Annotated in this window: 17 protein-coding genes; 13 read left to right on the forward strand and 4 right to left on the reverse strand. The window is 71.7% G+C overall.

Going from position 1 to position 24,293, the window contains the following annotated elements; translation table 11 throughout:
* Positions 1-87: 87 nt before the first annotated feature.
* Positions 88-1,014, forward strand: a complete 927-nt coding sequence (locus ACZ7LS_RS14930) for a LysR family transcriptional regulator (RefSeq protein ID WP_385131137.1) — start codon at positions 88-90, stop codon at positions 1,012-1,014.
* 164 nt (positions 1,015-1,178) lie between these two features.
* Here ACZ7LS_RS14930 and ACZ7LS_RS14935 read toward each other — a convergent pair whose 3' ends face one another.
* The gene (locus ACZ7LS_RS14935) at positions 1,179-1,541 is read right to left on the reverse strand and encodes an SUKH-4 family immunity protein (protein WP_382669099.1); all 363 of its coding nucleotides are present in this window, start codon (positions 1,539-1,541) and stop codon (positions 1,179-1,181) included.
* A gap of 844 nt (positions 1,542-2,385) precedes the next feature.
* Here ACZ7LS_RS14935 and ACZ7LS_RS14940 point away from each other — a divergent pair.
* The 9 genes from ACZ7LS_RS14940 (at position 2,386) to ACZ7LS_RS14980 (ending at position 14,686) form a co-directional block, all read left to right on the forward strand.
* The gene (locus ACZ7LS_RS14940; protein WP_385131141.1) at positions 2,386-3,828 is read left to right on the forward strand and encodes an MFS transporter; all 1,443 of its coding nucleotides are present in this window, start codon (positions 2,386-2,388) and stop codon (positions 3,826-3,828) included.
* Positions 3,825-5,984: an alpha/beta hydrolase family protein gene (locus ACZ7LS_RS14945; protein WP_385131144.1), complete on the forward strand. Its 2,160-nt coding sequence runs from the start codon at positions 3,825-3,827 to the stop codon at positions 5,982-5,984. The genes ACZ7LS_RS14940 and ACZ7LS_RS14945 overlap by 4 nt, the downstream gene beginning before the upstream one ends.
* Positions 5,985-6,374: 390 nt before the next feature.
* Complete coding sequence (locus tag ACZ7LS_RS14950) at positions 6,375-8,348, forward strand: RiPP maturation radical SAM C-methyltransferase (RefSeq protein WP_385131147.1); 1,974 nt, start codon at positions 6,375-6,377, stop codon at positions 8,346-8,348.
* Between the two features lie 67 nt (positions 8,349-8,415).
* Positions 8,416-9,120 carry a DUF5825 family protein gene (locus ACZ7LS_RS14955; protein ID WP_382524148.1) on the forward strand — a complete coding sequence of 235 codons (705 nt, stop codon included), beginning with the start codon at positions 8,416-8,418 and terminating at the stop codon, positions 9,118-9,120.
* Positions 9,121-9,352: 232 nt separating this feature from the next.
* On the forward strand, positions 9,353-11,095 hold the full coding sequence (locus ACZ7LS_RS14960; protein ID WP_385131150.1) for an LPXTG cell wall anchor domain-containing protein: 1,743 nt from the start codon (positions 9,353-9,355) through the stop codon (positions 11,093-11,095).
* 616 nt (positions 11,096-11,711) lie between these two features.
* Positions 11,712-12,113, forward strand: a complete 402-nt coding sequence (locus ACZ7LS_RS14965) for a helix-turn-helix domain-containing protein (protein ID WP_382524152.1) — start codon at positions 11,712-11,714, stop codon at positions 12,111-12,113.
* Positions 12,114-12,172: 59 nt separating this feature from the next.
* Complete coding sequence (locus ACZ7LS_RS14970) at positions 12,173-12,679, forward strand: hypothetical protein (RefSeq protein ID WP_382524154.1); 507 nt, start codon at positions 12,173-12,175, stop codon at positions 12,677-12,679.
* On the forward strand, positions 12,672-13,934 hold the full coding sequence (locus ACZ7LS_RS14975; RefSeq protein ID WP_382669079.1) for an MAB_1171c family putative transporter: 1,263 nt from the start codon (positions 12,672-12,674) through the stop codon (positions 13,932-13,934). Before ACZ7LS_RS14970 ends, ACZ7LS_RS14975 begins: the two co-directional genes overlap by 8 nt.
* Entirely contained in the window at positions 13,931-14,686 is a 756-nt protein-coding gene (locus tag ACZ7LS_RS14980) for an oxygenase MpaB family protein (protein WP_382524158.1), read from the forward strand. The genes ACZ7LS_RS14975 and ACZ7LS_RS14980 overlap by 4 nt, the downstream gene beginning before the upstream one ends.
* Before the next feature lie 112 nt (positions 14,687-14,798).
* Here ACZ7LS_RS14980 and ACZ7LS_RS14985 read toward each other — a convergent pair whose 3' ends face one another.
* Together ACZ7LS_RS14985 and ACZ7LS_RS14990 are read right to left on the reverse strand one after the other, a co-directional pair.
* Positions 14,799-16,040 carry a serine hydrolase domain-containing protein gene (locus ACZ7LS_RS14985; RefSeq protein ID WP_385131154.1) on the reverse strand — a complete coding sequence of 414 codons (1,242 nt, stop codon included), beginning with the start codon at positions 16,038-16,040 and terminating at the stop codon, positions 14,799-14,801.
* 160 nt (positions 16,041-16,200) lie between these two features.
* Positions 16,201-17,220: an SCO2400 family protein gene (locus tag ACZ7LS_RS14990; protein ID WP_385131157.1), complete on the reverse strand. Its 1,020-nt coding sequence runs from the start codon at positions 17,218-17,220 to the stop codon at positions 16,201-16,203.
* Between the two features lie 375 nt (positions 17,221-17,595).
* Here ACZ7LS_RS14990 and ACZ7LS_RS14995 point away from each other — a divergent pair, with 375 nt between their 5' ends.
* From ACZ7LS_RS14995 to ACZ7LS_RS15005, 3 genes are all read left to right on the forward strand, one after another.
* Entirely contained in the window at positions 17,596-19,911 is a 2,316-nt protein-coding gene (locus tag ACZ7LS_RS14995) for an esterase-like activity of phytase family protein (RefSeq protein ID WP_385131160.1), read from the forward strand.
* A gap of 374 nt (positions 19,912-20,285) precedes the next feature.
* On the forward strand, positions 20,286-22,028 hold the full coding sequence (locus ACZ7LS_RS15000; protein ID WP_385131164.1) for an NAD-dependent malic enzyme: 1,743 nt from the start codon (positions 20,286-20,288) through the stop codon (positions 22,026-22,028).
* A 103-nt stretch (positions 22,029-22,131) separates the two neighbouring features.
* Entirely contained in the window at positions 22,132-23,085 is a 954-nt protein-coding gene (locus ACZ7LS_RS15005) for a tellurite resistance/C4-dicarboxylate transporter family protein (protein WP_385131167.1), read from the forward strand.
* Positions 23,086-23,273: 188 nt separating this feature from the next.
* Here ACZ7LS_RS15005 and ACZ7LS_RS15010 read toward each other — a convergent pair whose 3' ends face one another.
* Complete coding sequence (locus ACZ7LS_RS15010; protein WP_385131169.1) at positions 23,274-23,981, reverse strand: hypothetical protein; 708 nt, start codon at positions 23,979-23,981, stop codon at positions 23,274-23,276.
* Positions 23,982-24,293 lie beyond the last annotated feature (312 nt).

Below are 24,293 nucleotides of genomic sequence, written 5' to 3' on the forward strand. Positions count from 1 at the left end.
ACTACCGCCCGCCGCCCCGAGCACCGTCGCGTACCTCTAGCTACGCTCGGACGGTGGAGCGGCCGGCGCGACGCGGAAGGAGCAGCCGTGGCCCTCGATCTCGATCTCCGTAAGCTGCGGTACTTCGTCGCGGTGGCCGAAGAGCTGCACTTCGGACGGGCCGCCGAGCGGCTGCACATCGCCCAGCCGGTGCTTTCCCGGCAGATCAAGGCACTGGAGAGCGAACTGAAGGTCCAGCTCTTCGCGCGTGACAAGCGTGCCACCGAGCTGACCTCCGCCGGCCGGCAACTCCTCTCCGACGCCGTGCCGCTGCTGGCGTCGGCGGAGGCCACCCGCCGACGCCTGGCCCGCGCGGCCGGGGGGACGGAGACGTTCGCCATCGGGTTCATGCCCGGCCTGATCGTCACCGGCGCCGTACGGGAACTCTCCCGCCGCTATCCCCACCTCTCGGTCGAGGTGGTCAGGACCGGCTGGAGCGATCAGACCGAGGTGATCCACGACGGCCGGGTCGACGTCGGCTACGTACGCATGCCCCTGGACCGGCACGGCCTGCGCACGCGGAACCTGCTGACGGAGCCCCGGGTGGCGGTGCTCCCCGCGGACCACCCCTACGCGCACAAGGGCGTCCTGAGCGTCAACGACCTCGCGGACGAACACCTGCTGCAGGACCCGGACGCCGTACCCGAGTGGCGCGACATCGCCACGGAACTCTCCGCCGAGGCCCCCGCGGACCGGCAGAGGACGCCACCACCGACCCTGACGGTCGAGGAGAAACTGGAGAACGTCGCGGCCGGACGCGGTGTGGTCATCCTGCCCCTGTCGACCGCGTCGTACTACACACGCCCCGACGTCACCCACGTCGAGATCTCCGACATCGCCCCCAGCCAGGTCTGCCTGGCCTGGGCGAGCAGCCGACGCAGCCCGCTGATCCACGAGTTCGCCGCCATCGCCGCGGAACACGACGCCACAGGACACGACGCCACAGGACACGACGCCACGGGACACCGCCAGTAACCGGCGCGTCGTTCCAGCGCAGGTCCGGCTGACGGAGCAGGGACAGACCGGCCAACGGCTCCGGGACGTCGGACAGGGAGTTCTCCCGGAGATCGAGATGGCGCTGCTGGAGCCCTCCGACCTCGCCAGAGATCGAGCGTCGCCGTCGTACTCCAGGTCCCTCGTCAGAAGATTCCGTCCACGATCTCCTCGTACCTGCGGTTCCACTCCGATGCCTCTTCCGAGAAGGGAAGCCGGTCGAAGGAATCGATCCTCGTGCGCGATTCCTCCGGTGGCAGGTCCTCGTTCTCCTCCCGCTCCTCGCAGAAGTATTTGAGTGTGATGAGGGATCGAACGAGCGACTCAAGGTCACGATGCATCAGAACGGGCTTTCCGTCACCGTCGTAGGAGAAGGCGTAGATGTGATCATCCGCGGGATTCAGCGCCGCAGCCGCACAGGGGAAGTGCCCCACGATCAACCATGACCTGCAGTCCTCCGGCACGTCGAAACCGAGGTCCTCGTCGGCAGCCCATGAGCCGACGTGCACGTCCGCGAGCCGTCCGGCGGCTCGGCGTCATGTTCGTCATGCCGTGGCCACACCGTGCGCCGTCCTCCGGATTTCTTTTTCCGGGTGTCTTCTTTTCGCTTGTCTCTCGTATGTTTCCGGCCAATAAGTTGAGCGGGCACCGTCGGCCGGGCGATATCCGGGGAGTGCGATTCCGGATATCGCGCGGGCCTCCGCGTCTCCGGTGGGACTCTTTCCTCCGTCGAGGCGCGTGGCGTACGGCGCGTTGGCGGCGGGGGGTGTGTTCACCACCGGGAAAGATCCGTACGCCGTCGGCGGCCGGGGTGGCGGTCGTATACGGCGGTGTCCTGCGGCCGGTGCGGGGCGTCGCGGTGCGGGGGTGGTGTGGTCCGGGCGGGGGCGTTCCGCTTCGTTTCCCGTGCTGTTCAGATGGCGTACCTCACGCGGAGTGGCGAATTCCGGCCTATGTCCGGTCACGTCGGCGACGATCTTCCAGGGTCTTCGCCCGCCCGGATGATTCATTCTGCGCCGCGAATGCCAAAGCGAATCGGGAATCCCGGGTGCCGCGCCGTCGCCACTCCAATCGGTCAACCCTGGCGCGGTGATCGCGGGCGGTGGGCGCGGTAAGAACCGACCGTGCCGATGCTGCTGTACGGAGGCTCCGGCGCGCCCCGTGGCGTCCGTGCGCAAACGAAGTCGCTCTCGTCCGGGCGTCCTTGTCCTCCACAACAGGGCCTGGTTAAGCTCCCGAGCGTTTCAATTCCTGCACGTTTTCTACGCATCTTTGATGAGCGCGGCGCTACTTCGCATGCGATCTCGCATGTGATTTCGAGTCTGACGACGGCGGAAACGGGGAGGGCTGCGCATGGGATCTTCTCTTCCCGAATCGGGAGCTACGCGCGTCCAGGCCGTACCTCCGGGCCGGACCAACGCCACCGCGCACACCAAGCACAACGAGCGGCCCAGCCGCGACATCCGGCTCTTCTGGTGCGCGAACGCCGCCGACTCCCTCGGCAGTCAGGCGTCCGGGGTCGTCCTGCCGCTGTTGCTGCTCGGGCTCGGTTACTCGCCCGCGGTGGTGGGGCTGGTCGCGGGGGTGTCCACGGCGACCGGGCTCGTACTCGGCCCGCTGGTCGCCGTACCCGCCGACCGCGGCGCGCGGAAGCGGGTGATGTTCTGGTCGGCGGTGGTCTCGGCGCTCGCGATGGGCTCCGTGGCCGTGGCCCTGGCCGTCGTGGAGGGACGGCCGTCGCTGGTCCACCTGCTCACCGCCGTGCTCGTGGAACGTACCGCCACCGCCTGCTACGAGGCGGCGGCCCGCGGCACGGTGGCCCTGATCTCCACGCCCGGGAACCTTCCCCGCGTGGTGGCCGGGCTGGAGGCGGGTGACCGGGGCGCCCTCGTCGCCGGACCCGCCCTGGGCGGCATGCTGTACCAGGCTTCGCGCGCGCTGCCCTTCGTGCTGGACGCCGTCTCGTACGTCGTCACGGCCGTATGCGTCCGGGCCATGCGCTCGGACCTGCGCGCGGACGCCACGGACCCTGCGGACCGTGCGGACCCTGCGGACCGTGCTGCGGACGCCACGGACCCTGCGGATGGTGCGGACTCTGCGGACGGTGCGCCCGAGCCCGCCTCATCGCCCGTGTCACCGCCCGCGCCGCGCTCCGCGCGCGGCACCTGGTCCGCACTGGCCGCCGAGGCGAGCGCCGGATTCCGGCTCGTCCGGGCAACGCCCCTGCTGCGGCTGGTCCTTGTGTGGACCACCACCGTCAACGGCGTACTGGCCGCCCTGTACTACGACGCCGTCTTCACCTTGCAGGAGCGCGGCCACGGCGGCACACCCATGGGTCTGGTCCTGGCACTCTCCGGCGCCGCGGGACTCGCCGGTTCGCTCGCCGCGCCCCGGCTCGTGCGCCGGCTCAGCCCCGCACGGGCGGTCGTGGCGGTGTCATGGCTCATGATCCCGCTCGCCGCCGCGCTCGCGACGGCCGGGGGACCGTGGACGTACGGAGCGCTGTTCGGCGGGTTCTGCCTGATCATGCCGCTCGCCACCGTGATCCTCCAGGCCCGCGCCATCCAGGGGACACCGCCCGCACTCCAGGCCCGCGCGGGCTCCGTGCTCGCCACCGCCGCGGGCGGCGCCGCCGCCATGGCGCCCGCGCTGTCCGGGTTGCTGACGGCTCACGCGGGGGCCGCCGTGCCCGCGCTCGCGTGCGCCGGGGTGCTGGTCCTGCTCGCTCTGCACACGACCTTCGGGGCCACACGCGTACTGACGAAGGACGTACCGGCGAGGGGGCGAGGCGCGTGACCGGCTCCCGCTATCAGGTCTACCTCGCCGCCCTGCCCGAGGTCTGCGCCGCCGATCCCGCGCTCATGGCGTTCACCGCCGACGCGGACGGCCGGTGCGAGGTGTTCGCCTGGGACGCCACGACCGGCCGCGCCCGCCAGGTCACCGATCGGCCGCGCGGCACCCTGCACGGCACGATCGACCGGGACGCGAACGTGTGGTGGTTCGACGAGGACGCGCACGGCGCGGGCCGCTGGCGGTTCCAGCCCTTCCGCGGCGGTCCCGACCTCCCCGGGTTGACCGGCGTGCCCCCGGGGACCCCGCGTGGCCTGGCCGTGAGTGACGACGGGACCGTCGCCATGGGGCTGGGGGACGGCCGTACGACAACCGTCCACCTGGGACGACGCGGCGGTTCCGCACACGAGGTGACGCGCGTCGACCGGCACGCCACGCTGTCCGGGATCACCGCCGCGGCCGGCCTGCTGGCGATCAGCGGCCCCGCCGGTTCCGCGCACGCCGTGACCGTCCTGGCCGCGGACGGCACACCGCGCGCCGTGCTCTCCGGCGCCGGGGACCACGGCCGACTCTGGTCGCTCGGCTTCGCACCCACCGCGGCACGCGACGAACTGCTGCTGGTGCGCGAGGACGACGACCGCTATCTGCTCGCCAGTTGGCGTCCCGAGACCGGGATCCGTACGTATCCGTGGTGCGCGTTCGACAGTGAGATCACCGCCCGCTGGTATCCGGACGGGGGCGAGGGCGAGGGCGGGGGCGGGGGCGAAGGCGAGGTCGGGGGCGAGGGTGAGGACAAGGGGCGCACCGTCCTGATCCGGGAGGACCGGCACGGCCGCAGCACCCTGCACCGGGCACGTTTGGACACCGGCACCCTCACGCGCGTGCCGACGCCGCCCGGCAGCCTGCTGGACGCGGCGCCGCGCGCCGGTGGTGATGTGCACTACCTGTGGACGGACACGGCCCATCCGCCGCGTATGCACTCCACCGCCGGTACCGCGCTGCCGGCCCTCGGCACCGTGCCGGGGCGCGTACCGGGCGACCACCGCGATCTGTGGACGCCGACCCCGGACGGCCCCGTGCACACCTGGCTCAGCCTCCCGGAGGGCACCGGTTTTCCGGAGGGCCATGGTCTTCCGGAGGGCCAAGCCTCGGAGGGCCAAGCCCCAGACGTCCAGGCCCCGGACGCCCAAGCCCCGGACGCCCAAGCCCCGGAGAACCGGGCCTCCGAGAGCCCAGCCCCCGAGGGCCGGGGCGCGCCGCCGCCCGTCGTCTTCCTCGTGCACGGCGGCCCCGCCGACCACGACCGCGACGCCTACGACGGCGTGGTGCACTCGCTCGTGGCCTCGGGCTTCGCCGTCGCGCGCGTCAACTACCGCGGCTCCACCGGCTACGGCCCGCGCTGGCGCCGGGCCTTCGGGGCGGGCGTGGGGCTCACGCAGGTCGAGGACCTGGTGGCGGTCCGCGCCGATCTGATCGGCCGCGGGCTGGTACGCCCCGACGCCGTCGGACTGTGGGGCACCTCGTGGGGCGGCTACCTCGCCCTGCTGGCCCTCGGCACCCGCCCCGGGCTGTGGCAGGCGGGCGTCGCCGTCAAGCCCGTCGCCGACGGCGTCGCCGCCTACCGCACCACCACCTCCGCGCTGCGCGCCCTGGACGAGCGCCTGTACGGGGGCACACCCGACGACGTGCCCGAGGCGTACGCCCGCAGCTCGCCCATCCACTACGCCTCGCACGTCCGCGCGCCGCTGCTGGTCGTCGCCGCCACCCGGGACGCCAAGTGCCCGCCCGGCCAGGTACGCGGCTACCTCGCCGCGCTCCGCGCCGCCGGAGCCCGCCACGAGTCGATGTGGCTCGACAGCGGGCACGACGGCTACGAGGGCGGCGACCACGTCGCCGTACTGCGCCGCGCCGTCGTCTTCCTCGACCGCGAGCTGCGCGGCACGCGGGGCGGGCGCGGCACGCGGAGCGAGCGCGGTACGCAGAACGGGCCCGGTACGTACGGCGCGTACGGCCCGCAGCGCGACCCCAAGACGCCCCCCGCCGACCGGAGGGGGGATTCCGGCCGCGTCCGTACCACGGCGGCGGCCGGGACAGGTACCGCCGAACACACCGAGAGGAGAACCACCCATGCAGAAGGACATCATCCACAACGACCCGCTTGAGGGTGACGAGGAGAACCGGAAGCCGAGCGTCGGCGTCACGGTCACCATCCCGTTCCGCAACGCGGAAGACGCGGAAGAGGACTGATCTGATCCTCGCCGGCCGGCCCGGCGGCCACCGAATTCCGGGCCGGCCGGTCGATCCGCCCACGACTCGCGGTCGGTTGTCCTACCTCCGTACCTCCGTACCTCCGTACCGCTGTGCCTCCGCCCCTCCGCCTACCTCCGCCCCTCCGCCTACCTCCGCCCCTCCGCCTACCTCCGCCCCTCCGCCTACCTCCGCCCCTCCGCCTACCTCCCTGTCTCCCCGTCTCCCTGTCTCCCCGTCTCCCGAATCCCCTCACGCCTTGCCCTGTCCCACCCCGTCATCCGGCCGTCCCCCGAGGAGCTGACATGCGCGTACTGCTGGTCAACATGCCCTGGTCGCCCATCGACCTTCCGTCGCTGGCCCTGGGAATCCTCAAGCGGAGTGTGGACGAGCACGTGCCGGGCGGCAGTGCCGAAGTCCTGCACGCCAACCTCGAATTCACCGACTGGATCACCCGGCGGATGGAATTCACCGCCGAGGACTACGAGTACTACGCCCTGGCCTCCTACTTCATGGGCTGCGGCGACTGGGTCTTCTCCTCCGCGCTCTACGACGACCCCGCCTGGCGGGACGACGAGTTCGCCGCCGCGATGAAGGGGAAGCTCGGCGCCTCCCGGATGCGGATGACCCGCGAACTGCACCGGCTGGTGCCGGAGTTCGTGTCGGAGATCGCCCGGCGGATCGTCGACGAGGCACCCGATGTCGTCGGGTTCACCTCCACCTTCCAGCAGAACACCGCCGCGCTCGCCGCCGCCCGCCAGGTCAAGCTGCTCGCGCCGCACATCGTGACCGTCATCGGCGGCGCCAACTGTGACGGTGAGCAGGGCGCCACGGTCCACCGCAACTTCCCGTTCGTGGACTACGTGATCCGGGGCGAGGGCGAGGCCGCGTTTCCGCGGCTGCTGGCCGCGCTCGGCGAGGAACTGCCGGACCTGTCCACCGTCACCGGGCTGTGCCACCGCGGTCCTGACGGCGTGAGCACGGCCAACGCGATGGCCACCAGCCCGCTGCCGCCCGCCACCATCCTGCCGCCCGACTACAGCGGCTACTTCGAACGCCTCGGCGCGTCCGTGGCCCGCAACTGGGTCGAGCCCAAGCTCGTCGTCGAGGGCGCCAGAGGCTGCTGGTGGGGCGAGAAGCACCACTGCACGTTCTGCGGGCTCAACGGTTCCTTCATGCAGTTCCGCAGCAAGAGCCCGGACACCTTCTACGACGAGATCATGGATCTGGCCCGACGCCACCGCGTGCTGGACATGTACGTGGTCGACAACATCCTCGACATGGGCTACCTCTCCACCGTCCTGCCGCGGATCATCGAGAGCGGCTACGACCTGCGGCTGCACATCGAGATCAAGGCCAATATGCGCCGCGCCCACCTCCGTACGCTCTCCGACGCGGGCCTCATCTACGTACAGCCGGGTATCGAGAGCCTGAACAGCCGCGTACTGGATCTGATGGACAAGGGCGTCAGCGGCTGCCAGAACGTACGCATGCTCCGGGACGGCGCCGAGACCGGCCTGTCGGTGTCCTGGAACTATCTGCACGGCTTCCCCGGGGAGAGCGCGGAGGACTACGACCCGGTCATCGCGCAGATACCGGCGCTGGAACACCTCAATCCGCCCGTCGACCTCTCCGCCCGTATCGCCATCGAACGGTTCAGCCCCTACTTCAACCGGCCCGAACTGGGCTTCTCCGGGCTGCGTCCCGAGGCGCACTACCGCTTCACCTACGACCTGCCGGAAGAGGAGCTGTACGGCCTCGCCTATGTCTTCGAGGCGCCGGAGCGCGGCATCGGCAAACCGACGGTCACCGCGCTCAACGCCGCCCTCGCCGCCTGGCGCAAGCACCACGCCGACGCGCGCCTCACACAGGCCGATCTGGGCGACCGGATCGTCCTGGTCAGCAAGCGCCGGGCGTTCGAGTGGCGGGCCATGGAGCTGACCGACCCGTACGAGATCGCCGCGTTCCGGCTGCTCGACCAGCCGCACACGCCGTCGGCCCTCGCCCGCAAGGCCGCGGGCCGGGTGCCGGGCGGGGCGCTCCCGGAGGAGGAGGTGCAGGACCTGCTCGACCGCTGGGTGGCGCTCGGGCTGGTCTTCACCGACAACGGGCAGTACGTGCATATCGCGCCCTCGGCGGTGAACGAGGACCTGCTGCGGCTGGACTTCATGCGGCACCGGCACGCGCCTCGGGTGGAGGCGCCCGTACCGGACGCCGAAACGGCCCCCGCGCCCGTACCGGCCTCCGCGTCGGCCGAACCGCACATGACCGGAGTCTGACCCGTCTCCCGATCTTCCTTCCACCAGCCCTCGTCCGACCGTTCAGGCGCACCAGGAGGCCAGCCCGATGAGCTCCAGCTCCCGTTCCACCCTCACGCCGCCCGCCGCCGTCTCCGTCTGGCGTGACTACGATCCCGTCGCCTGCGCCCTGCCGGGGATGTTCCTCGGCGAGATCGCGCTGACCGGTTCCGTCCCCGAGGAGTGCGACCGGCTGTGGGAACTGGGCGCGCGGCGCGTCCGGCTGTCCGGTGTCGTGGATCTCGCGGACACGGGAACGCCGGACGCGGCGGCCCGTGCCGTACGTACCCTCAGCCTGGTCAGAGACCTGACGGCCCGCGCGGTACTCGTCGAGTGGGACCTGCGCCCGGATCCCGCCCGTGGCCCGACGGCCGCCGAGGACATCAGCCGGCTCCTGAGCCACCTCCAGCCGCCGCAGCGGATCGAGGGGGAGGGGGTGGACCCGGCGACCGCGGAGGACGCGTTGCGGACCTGGCGCAATGGCCACTACCTCGGCAAGTGTCTCTGGCGGCAGGGGCCGGGCTTCGTCCAGATCCGGGACCGCCGCTGGGGGGATCTCCGCCGGTTCACGGTGGACGAGCCGCACTACCAGGAGGCGATCGAACGCCTGGCGTACGGGGCCTCGGCGGCGTCGGTGCCGGCGGACGCGCTCGCCGACTTCCGCGAGGAGCGTCTCGTCCTCGCGGTCGGCGGACTGGAGTGGTGGCTGCCGTACCGCGTCAACCGCTGGATACAGGAGGCGATGACGATCTGAGGCGGGCGTACTTCGGAGCCCCGGGCCCCGGAGCCTGAGGCCCCGGGCCCCGGAGCCCGGCCGAGCGGGGCCCGCTGAGCCGAGTCCCGCTGAGCCGTGCCCGGCTGAGCGGAGCCCCGCCGCGTGGAGCCCTGTTGAACGGAGTGTTCACCTCCGCACAACCATTCACCAGGCCCATCTGTCGCACAGGACATCTGGAAGCCAACGTCCGGTAAACGGGAAGGTATCCGCGATGTCACTCCTCAGCCGACGCCTCAGCCAACGCCGATGGCCGGCCGCCCCGGCCGCTGTCGCGGTCGTTCTCCTCGGCACCGTGCTCGTCGGTGCCCCGGCCCAGGCGGACCCGGCGCGTCCGTCGCAGCCCGCCCAGGCGGACAGTCCGCGGCCCGCCCAGGCGAGCGACGGGCAGGACGCCAAGGCGGCCGGTTCGAAACCGGACAAGGCCGCCGGTCCCGTCCTGAAGTTCCACGTCGTCAAGAACGAGGTCGGCCTGCCACAGCCCGCCGAGAGCGATCCGCCGCTGATCAACTGGGGCGTCCCGGGCGACCCCGACGGCGGCACCGCCAAGGACGTGGTCGTCAAGATCGACGTATCCGGTATCTCCGCCTTCGCCGAGGTCCGCGGCCCCGACAGCTGCCCGGACGACGTGTGCGCGTGGCCCGTCACGGACATCGCTCCGGACGGTTACGCGGGCGGGCTCCTCGAAATGAGCGCCAAGCCGGGTGTGGCGCTCGGTACGACGGGCACGGCCCGGGTCTACGCCACGTCCACCAACGCGACCGTCGTCGATACGACCGTGAAGGTCACCGTTGGCGCGGTGGCGCTGGTCGTGAGCCGGCTCGCCGATACGGAGACCGCCGAGCCGGGCAGCACGCTCGACGCCCCGATCACCGTCGCCAACACCGGATCGCTGACGGCTCAGGGCGTGGAACTGCGGTTCGGCACCTCTCACGAACTCGGCTTCGCCCAGCGGTTCTCGAACTGCGTGTACGGCACCACCGACCCGCCGTCCGGCGGCGGGCGGCCGCTGCCCGAGGCGGTGTGCCGGATCAGCACGCCCGTCGAACCGGGCAAGCGGTACCGGCTGTCCACGCCCGTGGGTTTCGACGTCAAGGAGACGGCGCTCTTCGAGTTCGTGGACTTCGAGGTGACGCCTCTCGCGGCCACCGTGCCGACGGGCGCGAAGAGCGGCAACGGCTCCCGGCCTGTGCTCGCGCTCGTTCCGGACGGCAGCGCTCCGCCCAGCGGGAACTCGACGGACCGCTGGCGATGGATCGTCAACGCGGTCAACACCGCCGACCTCGATGTCACCGGGGACACCGTCACCGCCGACCCCGGCGACACCGTCACTCTGGCGGCGAAGATCCGCAACGACGGCCCCGGCTCCGTCGACCTCATCACCACCGACGGCCAGATCTCGCTGCTGGTCGACATCCCCAAGGGCACGACGGCGGTGAAGGTGCCCGAGCGCTGCCGCCTCTGGAACGGTGACGGTACGACCGAACCCGATCCCGATGCCCCCGCCTACCTCTGCTGGATCGGCTCGCCGTTCCCCGTGGGCAAGGTCGCGACAGTGCCGTTCGTGTTGAAGGTCGGCGCGGACGCGCCCGCGACGACCCGCGGTGTCGTACGTCATATGTCCGAGTGGGGCGCGGAGTTGGAGTTCGACACCAACAAGGCGAACAACAAGGCGTTCTTCACGGTGCATGTGACGGACGCGGCCGGCACGGGCGGTGCGACGGGCGGTTCGACCGGCGGTGCGACGGGTGGTTCGGCGGGCGGATCGGGCGGCAACCAGCCGCAGACCCAGACCATCGCACCGCCGAACGGCACGGCGGGCGGCGGCACCGGCGCCCTGGCCCAGACCGGCAGCGGCGGTACACCGGCGATCGCCTGGGCGAGCGCGACCGTACTCGCGGCGGGCGGCGCGCTGGTGGTCGTCGCACGCAGGCGCAGGACCGGCGCGGTGGCCTGACACGTACGATCCGGCCCCCGGGCTCGTCAACACCCCGTAGACCGGCAAGCCCGTGGGCCCGCAGGACCGGAAGCCCGCGGGCCCGTAAAGACACCGAGGCCCTCATGGTCCGCCCCCGCCCGGCACAGCCGTGGCGAGCGCGTCATGAGGGCCTCGGCCTGTCCGCCGGACAGGCCGTGACGCCGGGCGCTGTTGCCCACCCCCGTGGGGCAGCGGCGCCCGGCGCCCACAGAGCCAGGCCCCGCTGCCGGGGACTGGGGGGCTCTCATGACGTGCACGCGCCAGCGTCGTCGATCCTGCTACTTGCGCCGAGCAGAAGTCAACTATTGTTGATTGCAAGGTGGGTGGTCGACGCCGATTGCGTGCGCGGTGCGTCTTTTGGCCCGCTTATTCGCAACGATCGTGTAAATCGGTACGGCAGCGTGATCCCCGCCGAGTGCCGAAGAGTTCTATGATCCGGCACATGGCCACGGATTCTCCACGCTCAGAAGCGTCGGCTCTTACATCTGGCGACGCTGGCGACGCTGGCGACACCGGCGACGGCGGGAACAGTGGGAACCGTGGGAACCGTGGAGAGCCGTCGGAGCCTCTGGACTTCGCGGCTCGCTTCCGGCGTGTGATCTCGGTGATCTATCCGAAGGATCTGGGCCGCCCCTGGCGCGACTCGGAGATCGCCGAGGGGACCGGTCTGAGCGGCACCTACATCGGCAACCTCCGCAAGGGCACGCAGAAGCCCAGCCTGGAGAACGCGGTGAAGATCGCCAAGTTCTTCGGCATCCCGCTGGACTACTTCAGCGACTCCGCCACCGCCCAGGCCGTCGAGCGGGACCTGCGGAAGATCGAGGCGCTGCGGGACGCCCGGGTGGAACGTATCGCCATGCGGGCAGCCGGCCTTCCCCCCGAAATGCAGGACGCCGCCCTCACTGTTGTGGAACAACTGAGGAGGGCTGTCGGACTGCCTGACGGCCGGTCCGACAGTCGCTCCGACAGTCGGCCCGACGGCTCCTCCGAGGCGTGACCGACTACCGGCAGACGCCGTTGGGGCACTGGCGGCCGGCCGATGCTGATGGGGAGAACGTGCGAGATCTTGGACGTACCCGCCGCCGGATGCGGGCCATGGTCAGAGAGCTGGATCTGCCGCAGCTGAGCACGGTCGAAGAGCTGTGCGCCGCGGTCGCCGACCGGTCGGGGCGCCCCGTGGAGCTGGTTCCGCGCCGGATGCGGGTGGACGAGCCGTCGGGATTCGTCGAACGCCGCGCGGAATCCGACGTGATCTACTTCGAGCAGGAGACCTCGGACCTCCACCAGGCCCACATCATCTGCCATGAACTCGCGCATCTCCTCTGCGGGCACCTCGCCGAGGCCCCGGCCGTCGACGAGGACACGGCCTATGTGGAACTGCCCACGATCGACGCCGACATGATCCGGCTGGTGCTCGGCCGTTCGCACTACGATGGTGCCGCGGAAGAGGAAGCGGAGATCCTGGGGGCCGAGTTGACGCGCATTCTCGTGCTGGCGCCCGGGGCCGGGACGACATCCCAGCTGGCGCCCGCGCTGGAGCATCGCAAGGGACAGCATGTCTGAGGTCGGTACGTCCGGCATACCCGAGGCGCCGTTCAACGTGGTCTACCTCGGCATCGGTACGGTCGCCTGGGTCGTGGCCGTACTGAAGTTCCTGGCGTGGCGCCGGGAACCGTCTCCCGGTCTGCTCGTCGTCGCCCTGACGATCGTGGGCCCCGCGACCGCGTTCGTCGTGGCGGCGCCGGTGCTGTACCGGCTGATCGACGGCCTCACGGGCCGCGGCAACCTGGCGACGCTGTTCGTCTACCTCGGCATCACGGGTTTCTCCGCCTCCGTCGTGGTCCTGGCGCGGATGTGGACCCCGCCGAAGAAGCGCACCAACTCACGCGTGTGGGAAGGGGTGACGGGCGACACCTGGCGGCAGGCGCGGCGTCGGCTGGCGGTGTTCGCGGTCCTGGTGCCGACGATGATCGTCCTGTTCCTCACCGGGGGAGCGGACAGCCCGGAGACCCCTCTCACGTTCGACACCACCTTCGCGACCAGTCCGCGGATCGCGGTGTTCCTCGTCATCTACCAGGTGCTGTTCGGCTTCGCGCTGATCGACATCAGCCGGGTGTGCTCCGGGCACGCCGCCGGGCTGCCGTACGGGTGGCTGCGCCGCGGTATCCGGCTGATCGCCGTCGGCGGGCTCGTCGCCTGCGGCTATGTCGGGTGCAAGCTCATCGCGATCGGCGCGGCCTTCGCGGAGGTCGACGGGGTGGAGTGGCTGAGCACCGCCGCGGGTCCCGCGTTCGCCGCGCTCGGAGCCGTACTCATCACCTCGGGGTTCGCCGGACCGGCCATCGCCGCCTGGACGCTCCGCCGCCGCGACTACCAGGCCCTTCGCCCGCTGTGGGACCTGGTGTACCGCGCGGACCGCAGGCTGGCCCTGGAGGCGCCCCCGTCGCCCTGGACCGAGCGGCTGGCGTTCCGGGACCTGGAGTGGCGTACCGCCAGGCGCGGACTGGAGATCCGTGACGGTCAGTTGACACTGCGGCCGTGGGTCGATCCCGCGGTGGTCGCCGCGGCCACCGCCGTCGCCGAACGGACCGGCCTGGACGACCGTGACCGGGCGGCCCTGATCGTCGCCGCCGCGCTGCGGGCCGCGGGCGAGGCGCTGAACGCCGGGACCCCGCCGCGCCCGCGCGAGGACCAGGCTCCGCTGCCGGGCCTGGACGCGGAACCGGCCGAGGAGCGCGCACACCTGGTACGGGTCGCCCGCTCTCTGTACGCCCCCCTGACCGGCGAGGCGCTGGCCGTCGCCACCGCGGCCGAATGACCGCCGGAACGCGCGGCGCGTACCGCGCCTACGCGCGCCTCGTCCTGGAGACGATGCCGGAGGAGTCCCGGGTCGGACTCACCCTCGGCTTCGTCCGTACCTTCGGCATCCCGGACATCGCGCGCGTACTGGCCGCCACCGGCCGGATGACCAACGAGCCGCGCGGCCGGGCCAAGGCGACCGGGGTGGCCATGTTCACCCTGATCGGCATGGGCCTGGACAGCGAGGACGGCCGTCGGGTCGTCGACGGTCTGCGCCGGGTCCACGACCGGCCCGGCATCACGCCGGAGCTGATGCACTACGTACTGGCCTGCTTCACCGTGTGTCCCCTGCGGTTCATCGACGCCCACGGCCACCGGCGCGTCACCGAAGCGGAGCGGGACGCGGCGTACGTCTTCCATCTGTCCCTCGCGGACGCCCTCGGCATGCCTGAACTCCCGGTCCCGGAGGGCGGATCGGCCGGCCGGGGGGCTGGTGGCCTGGCCGGGGTGGAGCGCTGGATGCGCGACTACGAGACGCGCCACTTCGCCCCCACGGAGGCGGGCCGCGCGCTCTGGGCCGCCACCAGCAAGGGCCTGCTGGCGGCCCGGCTGCCCGCCCCACTGGCCCCTCTGGCCCCGGCGTTCGCCGCCTCGCTCCTGGATCAGCCGCTCCGCGAGGCCCTGACCGTACGCCGCCCGCCCGCGCCGGTCCGCACCCTGGTCACGTACGCGCTACGGGCCCGCGCCCGCGCGCGACGGCGTGCCTCGTGACGCGACGCCCGCGACGCCTGTGCGCCTGTGACGCCCGCGACGCTTGTGACGCCTGTGCGCCTGTGACGCGACGCCCGTCAACCGCTCGTGCCGGTCGCGGCACCAGCGCGCGTCAGCGGCACAGCGCCGCGTCCACCGCCTTCTCCACCTCCATCACCTCGTCCAGAGCGTTCGGCAGGACGGTGACCGCGACGTTGACGGAGCGGCCGGACTCCGTGGCGCCGCCCCGGGTCTCGTAGCCGGGGATGTCGCCGCCATGGCCCCACGCCACACCGCCGCACGACAGCGGCCTGCTCATCAGCCCGAGTCCGTAACGGGAGCCGGCGACCGGGTCCTCGGCCGGGACCGTGGTGCGCATCTCCTTGAGCTGGGCCGACTTGAGCAGGCGGCCGTCGAGCAGCGCGGTGAAGAAGCGGTTGACATCGCTGTTGGTGGAGATCATGGCCCCGGCCGCCCAGCCCCAGGAGGGGTCCTGCACCGTGACGTCGCGCAGCGGGGCACCGGGCCGCTCGGCGAAGTAGCCCTTGGGGTGCTTCGCGCGGATCGTCATGTCACCGGCCTGCGGGAAGTACGTGTGCCGGAGCCCGATCCGTTCGACGACCCGCTTGTTGATCTCCTCGGCGAGGGGGCGGCCGGTGATCTTCTGGACGAGCAGCCCCGCGACGATGTAATTGGTGTTGCTGTACTCCCACTTGGTGCCCGGCGGGAAGGACGCCTTGCCCTTCAGCGCGCGGTCGAGCAGCTCCCGCGGTTCGGCGTAGCGGTGCTGGAACTCCGTGAAGTTCTCGGCCACGGCCTGGGTGTACTCGGGCAGCCCGCTGGTCTGCTGGAGCAGCTGCCGTACGGTGATCCGGCGGCCGTCGACGCCCTCACCGCGGATGAGGTCCGGCAGGTAGGTCTCGATCGGCGCGTCGAGGTCGATCTTTCCCTCGCCGACGAGTTGCAGCACCACGACCGCGGTGAAGGTCTTGGTGTTGCTGCCGATCCGCACCTGTCCGTCGGCCGGGACCGGGGCGCCCGTCGCCAGGTCGCCGACGCCCGCGGTGTACGTACGCGTACGGCCGTCCCGCTCCCGCGTACTGACGAGCGCGGCGGGACGCTTGCCGTCGCTCACGAGCCCGTCGACTATCTTCCGCAGGTCCGTCCGCGCGCCCTTGTGCCCGCTCGCCTCGCCGGTCGGCGTGCTCTCGCCGGTCCGCGTGCTCTCGTCGGCGTAGGCCGCGCTGTAGGCGGCGGGCAGACCCAGCCCGGCCACCAGCGTGAGGGCGACCAGCGTCGCCACCCTCCGTCGAGAGCCCTTCCGGCGGGTGGAGGCACCGGAAACGCGAGCGGGGGTGGGGGCGTTGTCGGACATGCGGGAGCTCCTTCAGGACTGACCGGACGGGCCGGACGCGTGTGCGCCGGCCTGTCCTCAGCTTGTCCGTGTCAGGCAGGCCACCGGAATGCTGCCTGCTCCCGGAAGGAGGGTGGGGCAAGGACCACCCCCTTGGGGGTGCGGCCCCCAGGGCGCGCGATCAGCCGATGCACAGAACCAGCACGCAGAGCCGCTCCGGTGGCGGTGTTGCCGGCGTTGCGGGTGTGGAGCTGGGGGGCGGAGTGTCCGGTGCGGAGTCGTCGGCGGGCGGCGGCGGAGGAGGGGGCGGGGGCGTGGTCGGCTGTGCGGCCGGGGGATGGGTGGTGGGCGATTCGTCGGCCGCCGCGGGCGGAGTGGTCCCCGGCCGCGGGCTGGTCGTCGCGGTGGGGCGGGTGGCGATCGTGGCCTGCCGCGGGTTCTTCGTGGCGACCCTGGCCACCACGGTGGTGGACTTCCGCGGCGGGCTGGTGATCGCGGGCGGCTGAGCGCCGCTGCCGGCATCCCGCGCACCGTCGGCGCGCGGCCGTACGGACGACGAGTCGGTGTCGGTGGCGTCCGCGCCTGTCGTGGCCGTGGCCTTCGGCTCCGGTGTCGCGGATGCCTGCGTGTCCTGGCCGGTGGACGGCCGGGACGGCAGCACGGCGAGCGTCAGACCGCCCCCGACGAGCGCGACGGTCGACGCGACCACGGCCCTGCGCCGCTGCTTCTTCCAGCGCGCCAGCTGGCGGCGCCGGGCGGCGCGGCCCTGTGCCACCGGCGCGGTCTCCCCGGAGTCGCCGGGCATCCCGGAGTCGCCGGGCATCCCGGAGTCGCCGGGCATCCCGGAGTCGCCGGGCATCCCGGAGTCGCCGGGCATCCCGGAGTCGCCAGGCATCCCGGAGTCGCCCGGCATCCCGGTGTCCGCCGCGCCCGCCACCCCGTCCGCCGCCGTGTCCTCGGGAGCGTCGGGGGTGTGGAAAGCGCCGAGAGCGGCCGGCTCGGGATCGGGGTGCGGCGCGCCGTAGTAGTCCGCCGATGCCGGGAACTCCCGCGTCCCCCACACCTCTGCCGCCGCCCCGGTCGTCGGCGCCGCGTCGTGCGGGCGGTGGCCAGGAGGGGCGATGTCCGGTGCGTACGCGCCACACCCGGGGCACACCAGCGCCCCGTTGAGGGTCCGACGGCACGAGGAGCAGTAGTCCATCCGCGATCTTTCTGTGCTGACTGTGCCACCAGAAACTCCGGCGACCTGTTCAAGTTCGCACTCATGATCGAGCGGGAACAACGTAACGGCACCTGCGGGAGGCCGTGCGTAGCCCGTGTGTTGCTCTCGCGAAGATTGTTCGCCGACGGCCGGCCCGTACGCAGCCGGGAAGGCCCTACGCGCCCTTGGAGGGCGGGGCGGCCACGGACGACACTGACCCCGTGCGGCGGCCTCGCGCGGCCCGGCGGCGGCGGTGGCCGCTCGTCGGCTGTTCACCCGGACGCCGTCTCATGCTTGCTCACAGGTGGGACGATCTCGCTCCCCCACTGCCTTCACTGCCTTCACTGCCCTTCACTGTCGTGCAACGGAGAATCGATGTTCCCGAAGAGAACCTGCGCCGCGCTCGTAGCCGTGGCTGCCGCCGCCGGCGTGCTGGCCGGCACAGGCGCGGCGAGCGCGCATCAGGAGTCGCGGCGACCGGTCGCCTTCGACCGCACCGCGACCTACCCGGTCTTCCAGAACCGGCCGGCCGGCGAGGACCCGTCCTCCCCGACCGTCGCCGAGATCTCGGCGGCCAGTGAGGACGGCCGGACTCTCGTCTACACCGACGCGGTGGCCCGGCGGATCGGCTTCCTCGACATCAGCAACCCCGACAGCCCGCGGGGGCTCGGCACGCTGTCGCTGGCGGAGCTGGGCAACGCCGAGGACGAGCCGACCTCGGTGGCGGTGGTCGGCCAGTACGTCCTGGTAGTGGTGAACACCAGCGCGAGCTACACCGACCCGTCCGGCCGGCTCGACGTCATCTCCCTGCGCGACCGCAAGCGGGTGGCGAGCCACGACCTCGGCGGGCAGCCCGACTCCATCGCGGTCAGCAAGGACAAGCGGTACGCCGCCATCGCGATCGAGAACGAGCGTGACGAGGAGGCGACCCCGCCCGGCCGCGAGGAGGGCGACCTGCCCCAGGCTCCGGCCGGCTTCGTGCGGATCGTCGACCTCAAGGGTGACAAGCCCGACCGGTGGCGTACCCGCGCGGTGCCGCTGACCCAGTCGAACGGCAAGGCGCTGCCCGCCCTCGTCGCCGCCGGGATCACCGAGCCGACCGACCCGGAGCCGGAGTACGTCTCCATCAACCGCCGCGGCCAGCTCGTGGTGACCCTCCAGGAGAACAACGGCGTCGTCGTCCTCGACCTGCCGACGGGCAGGATCACCAAGGCCTTCAGCGCCGGTACGGCGTCGGTCAGGGGCATCGACACCGTCGAGGACGGCGAGATCGACCTGACCGGCTCGATCACCGACGTACCGCGCGAGCCCGACTCGGTCGGCTGGATCGACGACCGCTACCTGGCGACCGCCAACGAGGGCGACTGGCGCGGCGGCACCCGGGGCTGGTCCATCTTCGACAGCCGGACCGGCAAGGTCGTCTGGGACGCGGGCAACAGCTTCGAGGCGATCGCCGCGCGCTACGGTCTGCACAACGAAGGCCGGGCCGAGAAGAAGGGCACCGAGCCGGAGGGCCTGGCCATCGCCGAGTTCGACGGCGTGCGCTACGCGTTCGTCGGCTCGGAGCGGAGCAACTTCGTCGCCGTCTACGACCTGAGCCGGCCGACCGCCCCGGTCTTCCGTCAGATACTGGCCACGACCAACGGCCCCGAGGGGCTGCTGCCGATCCCGTCGCGCGGCCTGCTCACGGTCTCCAGCGAGGAGGACGACGCCTCGGCCAACGTGCGGTCCTCGGTGAGCGTCTTCCGCCTGGGCAAGGGCGCCTCGGGCAAGGGCACCTCCGCGTTCCCGGGCATCGTCTCGGGCCCGGACTCCACCGGCGCGCCGATCGGCTGGGGCGCGCTCGGCGCGCTCTCCGCCGTACCCGGCAAGCGGCACCAGCTCTACAGCGTCACCGACGCCGCGTACTCCACCACCAAGATCCTGACCATAGACGCGGCGCGGCGACCGGCCGTCATCACCCGGTCGTTGACCGTCAAGGGAACCGACGGCCGGCCGGTCGGTTATGACGCGGAGGGCATCTACGCCCGGCCGCAGGGCGGTTTCTGGCTCGGCGTGGAGGGCGCGACCGGCGCGGGCAACAAGCTGGTCCGGCTCGACAGCGCGGGACGTACCCGGCAGACGGTCGCCCTGCCGGCGGACGTCGCCGCGGGCCTCGGGGGACAGGGCTTCGAGGGGGTCACCGCGACCACCGACCGCCGCGGTCACGAGGTGGTCTGGGCCACGCTGCAGCGCGAGGTCAAGACCGACCCGGCCGGGATCGTCCGGCTCGGCCGCTATGACGTCGAGGCCGGCACATGGAGCTGGTACGGCTACCGCGTCGGCACCACCACCACCCCGGGTGACTGGATCGGCCTCTCCGAGATCACCGTGGTCGGCGACAAGCTCGCCGTCATCGAGCGGGACAAGCTGAACGGCCCGTCCGCCAAGGTCAAGCGGGTGTACACGGTCGACCTGCCGAAGTCCGCGGCCCCGTCGGGCACGCTGCCCGTGCTGCCGAAGAAGCTCGCCCACGACGTGCTGCCCGACCTGCGCGCGACGAACGGCTGGACCCAGGAGAAGCTGGAAGGGCTGACCGTGGGCGGTGACGGTGAGGTCTACGCCGTGACCGACAACGACGCCCTGGACAACTCCACCGGGGAGACGGTCTTCCTGCGTCTCGGCTCCAGCAAGAAGATCTTCGGACGCTGACCGGCCGCGGCGCTCACCGGCGCCGCCGCGGAACAGCGACGTACAGCCGAAAGTACCGCCCCGGACAGCCCCGTAGGGCCCCGGGCCATGGAAACCTGAACGGCCGCCGGCACATCGCCGGCGGCCGTTCTCGCTGCCCGGCGACCTGATGTCCGCCCCGAGGGCAGAGAACCGACGCGCGGATCGCCCTCCGGGACACGCTCCCAGCCCGGTAGCGCCGCCCGGAGAACAGGTCGAGCATGGAAACAAGGGACGGACCGGAAGCAAGACGGGAAAACAAGGGGGACGGACCGGAAGCAAGACCGGAATCAAGGGGATGGACCGGAATCAAAGGGCGGCCGGACCGCTGGAATCATCTCTGCAGAGGGGTTCTCATGCCGATACACCTGCCTTCTGTCCTGCTGGATCCGCTGACCGACCGGGGGACCGCTTACACGGCCGAGGAGCGGGACCGCCTCGGGCTGACGGGCCGGCTGCCGGACGCCGTACTCACCCTCGACCAGCAGGCGACTCGTGCCTACGAGCAAGTGCGCCAGGAGCCGACCGATCTGGCGAAGTTCATCAACCTTGAGCAACTGCGCGATCGCAACGAAGTGCTGTACTACCGGCTGCTCCAGGATCACCTCGCCGAGTTGCTGCCGATCGTCTACGACCCGACGGTGGGCGAGGCGATCAAGCGGTACAGCCACGAGTACCGGCGCCCGCGCGGGGTGTTCCTGTCGATCGAGCGGCCGCAGGACGTGCGCCGCTCCTTCGAGGCACTCCGGCTCCACCGGGACGAGGTCGATCTGCTGGTGGTCTCCGACGCCGAGGAGATCCTTGGTATCGGCGACTGGGGGGTCCAGGGCGTCCAGATCTCGGTGGGCAAGCTCGCCGTCTACACCGCCGCCGCCGGGCTGCATCCCGGCCGCTGTCTGCCCGTGGTCATGGACGTCGGTACCGACAACGAGAACCTGCTGAACGATCCCCTGTACCTGGGCGTGCGCCACAGCCGGGTCCGCGGGAAGCGGTACGACGCGTTCATCGAGCACTACCTGGAGACGGTCTCGGAGCTGTATCCCAACGCGCTGCTGCACTTCGAGGACTTCGGGCCGGGCAATGCCCGCCGCGTCCTGGAGACCTACGGTGATCGCTACCGCATGTTCAACGACGACATGCAGGGCACCGGCGCCATCACGCTCGCCGCCGTGGTGTCGGCCTTGAAGATCACCGGGCAGCCCTTCCGGGACCAGCGCGTCGTGATCTTCGGCGCCGGTACGGCAGGGGTGGGCAATGCCGACCAGCTGCGTGACGCGATGGTCCGCGACGGCCTCGACCCCAAGGAGGCGACCCGTCGGGTGTGGCTGGTCGACCAGCAGGGACTGCTGGTCGAGGGCATGACGGACCTGCGCGACTACCAGGCCCCCTACGCGCGGCCGGCCTCGGAGGTGCGGGACTGGGCGGACGGGAGGATCGACCTGCTGACCACCGTCCGGCACGTCCGTCCCACCATGCTGATCGGCACCTCGACCTCGCCGGGTGCCTTCGACAAGGCGGTGGTGACCGCGATGGCCGAGCACGTCGACCGGCCGGTCATCTTCCCGCTGTCCAACCCCACAGAGAAGATCGAGGCCATGCCGGCCGACCTGCTCGCCTGGACCGACGGCAGGGTTCTGACGGCGACGGGTATCCCCGTCGACCCTGTCGAGTACGGCGGAGTGCGCCACGTCATCGGGCAGGCCAACAACGCGCTGCTCTACCCCGGTCTGGGGCTGGGCACCATCGTCGCAGGGGCCGCACGGCTCACGGCCGGGATGCTGCTCGCCGCGGCGGAGGCGGTGGCGGGGCAGGTCGACGCCCGCGCCCCCGGCGCGCCACTGCTGCCACCGGTGGGGAACCTGCGGGCTTCGTCGGCGACGGTCGCGGTGGCGGTGGTACGAGCGGCCGTCGCGGACAAGGTCGCCACCCGTCAGCCGGCCGATCTGGTCCAGGCGGTGCAGGACGCCATGTGGCAGCCGGTGTACGAACCGCTGTCCGAGAAGAACGAGAAAGACGAGAAGAACGAGAAGAACGAGAGGGGCGCGAAGAACGAGAAGGGCGAGAAGCACGAGAAGGAGTCGCGGCGGAACGGGTCGTAGCGGTCGCGACGGGCCCGGCGGCCGCCGCGACCGCCCGGATCGGTTGGCCCTGCTGCGGCGTGTACGGACGATGTGCCCGCCTTCACCGCTCCACCGTGGAGGGGTGAAGGCGCTGACGCCTGCGGCCGGGACGGCCGTGATGGCGACCGGCATCCTCTCCGCGGGGCTGGACCTGACGGGCTACCGGGCACTGGCCGGGGTCGCGCTCCTGTTCGCCGGGGCGCTGTGGGCGGCATTCGCCGCGACGTTCGCCGTACGGCTGGTGTGCGGCACGGAGCAGTGGCGACACGACGCGATGACCCCGGCAGCGCTGACGGCGGTCGCGTCGACGTGTGTGCTGAGCACCTGTCTGTCGCTGGAGGGGTGGCGTGTCCTGGCGGCGGTGGCGCTGGCGTTGTCGGCGGCACTGTGGCCCGTGCTGCTGGTGCCGGTGGTCCACGGCTGGGGCCGGCGGCTGCCGGGGGTGGTGTTCCTGGTCTGCGCGGCCACGCAGAGCCTGGCCGTCGGCGCGTGCACGCTCGCCCTGTTGCAGGGCGCGCGGTGGCTGTGCTGGGCGAGTCTGGTGCTCTTCGGCCTGGGGGTGGCGCTGTACGGGCTGGCACTGGCCCACTTCGACCGGCGCGAGGTGCGTACGGGCGCGGGCGACCACTGGGTGGCGGGCGGGGCGCTGTCGATCTCCACGCTGGCAGGGGCCAAGCTGACGGACGCCTGTGATCCGCGCGGGCCCCTGGGGTGGGTCCCGGTGCTTCACGGGCCGCTGCGCACGGTCACGCTCGTCCTGCTCGTCGGCAGCCTCGCCTGGTTGCCCGTCCTGGTGTACGCGGAGGCACGGTGGCCACGGGCGCGGTACGACATCCGGCGCTGGGCCACCGTGTTTCCGCTCGGCACGACCGCGGTCACCTGCCTCGTGGTCGCGGCGACCGCCGGACTGCCGGCGGTCGAGACCCTCGGCCGGGTCCTGCTGTGGATCGCCGTGACGCTGTGGCTGCTGACGGCGGTGGGCGCCGCCCGCCAGGGTGACCGCGGCGGTTCCCGCGACCGGAAGCCGTCCGGGTAGCCGCGAGTCGCCCGCGGACCATCGCGCGCTCGTCGCGGGGCGCGACCGAGCCGCTCAGGGCTGAGACCGCGTGCTCCATCGAGGACAGTTCCCCGGGCCCAGGACCCGGGCCCCGCGGCCCGGTGGTGGCGGCGACGGTGGTGGTGGCCGGTGGTGGCCGGTGGTGGCGGCGATGGTGACGTTGGCGCTCACATGGTGGCTGGGGTGGGGGCGTCCTCCAGCTCGCCACGCAGGGCGGCGAGGGCGAAGGCCACCATGGAGGCCAGGATGAACAGCGCCAGCGGCCCCCAGAGCGCCGGGATCGCCCACATCGGCCAGTCGTTGGTCCCCTGCACCCAGAGCGCCAGGATGGCCGCGGCGCCGATGCCGACGCCGTGCCACCGCACCACCCTCGCCGCCTTCGCGTGACGCGGGTTGCCGGGCGCGAAGAGCGGCCACAGGCCCCGGACGAAGGCGGTCAGGCCGACGGAGACGCAGGCGAGCGCGCCGCCGAGGCGATCCTCCGGCCACCCCAGCGGCCCGTCGGACGTCTGCTGCCGCCGTCCGTCGGCGAGCCGTATCTCGACGACCTGCCCGTGCCAGATCAGGCCGACGACATTGTCGCCCGGCTCCAGGTCCGACATCACCGGATCGGTTTGCCGGAACGTCACCTCCCATGGCTCGCCGGATGGCAGCGACAATTCCGCTGCCGCCGGTTCATTCCTCTCGCCGCGGTGCGCGTCGGCTCTCCGCACGGTGAATTCCTGTTCCCACAGGCACCCCGATGCCTGCACCGGAACGGAGGCGCACGTCGGCGCGGAACGGAACTCCCGTTCCCGCTTCAGCGCGTCGCCGATTTCGAAGGCCATCACCACCCCCAGAACGAGAGACACGGCGGCGATGAGCAGCCATGCCACGGTCCGTATCGCCCTGTGCCCGGCCGACCCCATATTTCCCCCCGCTTTTCACGATTCCCCCGTACACACGTACACACGTAGAAGAACACAGCGGCACAACGGCCGCCCATACCCGCTACCGGCAGCGCTCGGCCCACCGGGCCTGCCGGGTCGAGGAAGCGAGCCTGCGTACGACTACGACCCGTACGTCCCGTACGGCGCGGAGCCCGGGGCGGACCGGGCGCGTGGATTCGAGGCGCCACTCCCGCCGCGGACCTATTGGTTGCCGAGCGAAATTACTCAGCTACCGGAAGAAATAACTCGGAGAGTCGA

The organism is Streptomyces sp. NPDC039430, assembly GCF_055639435.1.

What these genes read in the sequence shown, in the direction of transcription:
- ACZ7LS_RS14980 (WP_382524158.1), top strand. Translation starts at nt 13,931, where the DNA reads ATGACCGCCGGAACGCGCGGCGCGTACCGCGCCTACGCGCGCCTCGTC.
- ACZ7LS_RS15000 (WP_385131164.1), top strand. Translation starts at nt 20,286, where the DNA reads ATGCCGATACACCTGCCTTCTGTCCTGCTGGATCCGCTGACCGACCGG.
- ACZ7LS_RS14940 (WP_385131141.1), top strand. Translation starts at nt 2,386, where the DNA reads ATGGGATCTTCTCTTCCCGAATCGGGAGCTACGCGCGTCCAGGCCGTA.
- ACZ7LS_RS14960 (WP_385131150.1), top strand. Translation starts at nt 9,353, where the DNA reads ATGTCACTCCTCAGCCGACGCCTCAGCCAACGCCGATGGCCGGCCGCC.
- ACZ7LS_RS14975 (WP_382669079.1), top strand. Translation starts at nt 12,672, where the DNA reads ATGTCTGAGGTCGGTACGTCCGGCATACCCGAGGCGCCGTTCAACGTG.
- ACZ7LS_RS14995 (WP_385131160.1), top strand. Translation starts at nt 17,596, where the DNA reads ATGTTCCCGAAGAGAACCTGCGCCGCGCTCGTAGCCGTGGCTGCCGCC.
- ACZ7LS_RS14990 (WP_385131157.1), bottom strand. Translation starts at nt 17,220, where the DNA reads ATGGACTACTGCTCCTCGTGCCGTCGGACCCTCAACGGGGCGCTGGTG.
- ACZ7LS_RS14985 (WP_385131154.1), bottom strand. Translation starts at nt 16,040, where the DNA reads ATGTCCGACAACGCCCCCACCCCCGCTCGCGTTTCCGGTGCCTCCACC.
- ACZ7LS_RS14955 (WP_382524148.1), top strand. Translation starts at nt 8,416, where the DNA reads ATGAGCTCCAGCTCCCGTTCCACCCTCACGCCGCCCGCCGCCGTCTCC.
- ACZ7LS_RS14950 (WP_385131147.1), top strand. Translation starts at nt 6,375, where the DNA reads ATGCGCGTACTGCTGGTCAACATGCCCTGGTCGCCCATCGACCTTCCG.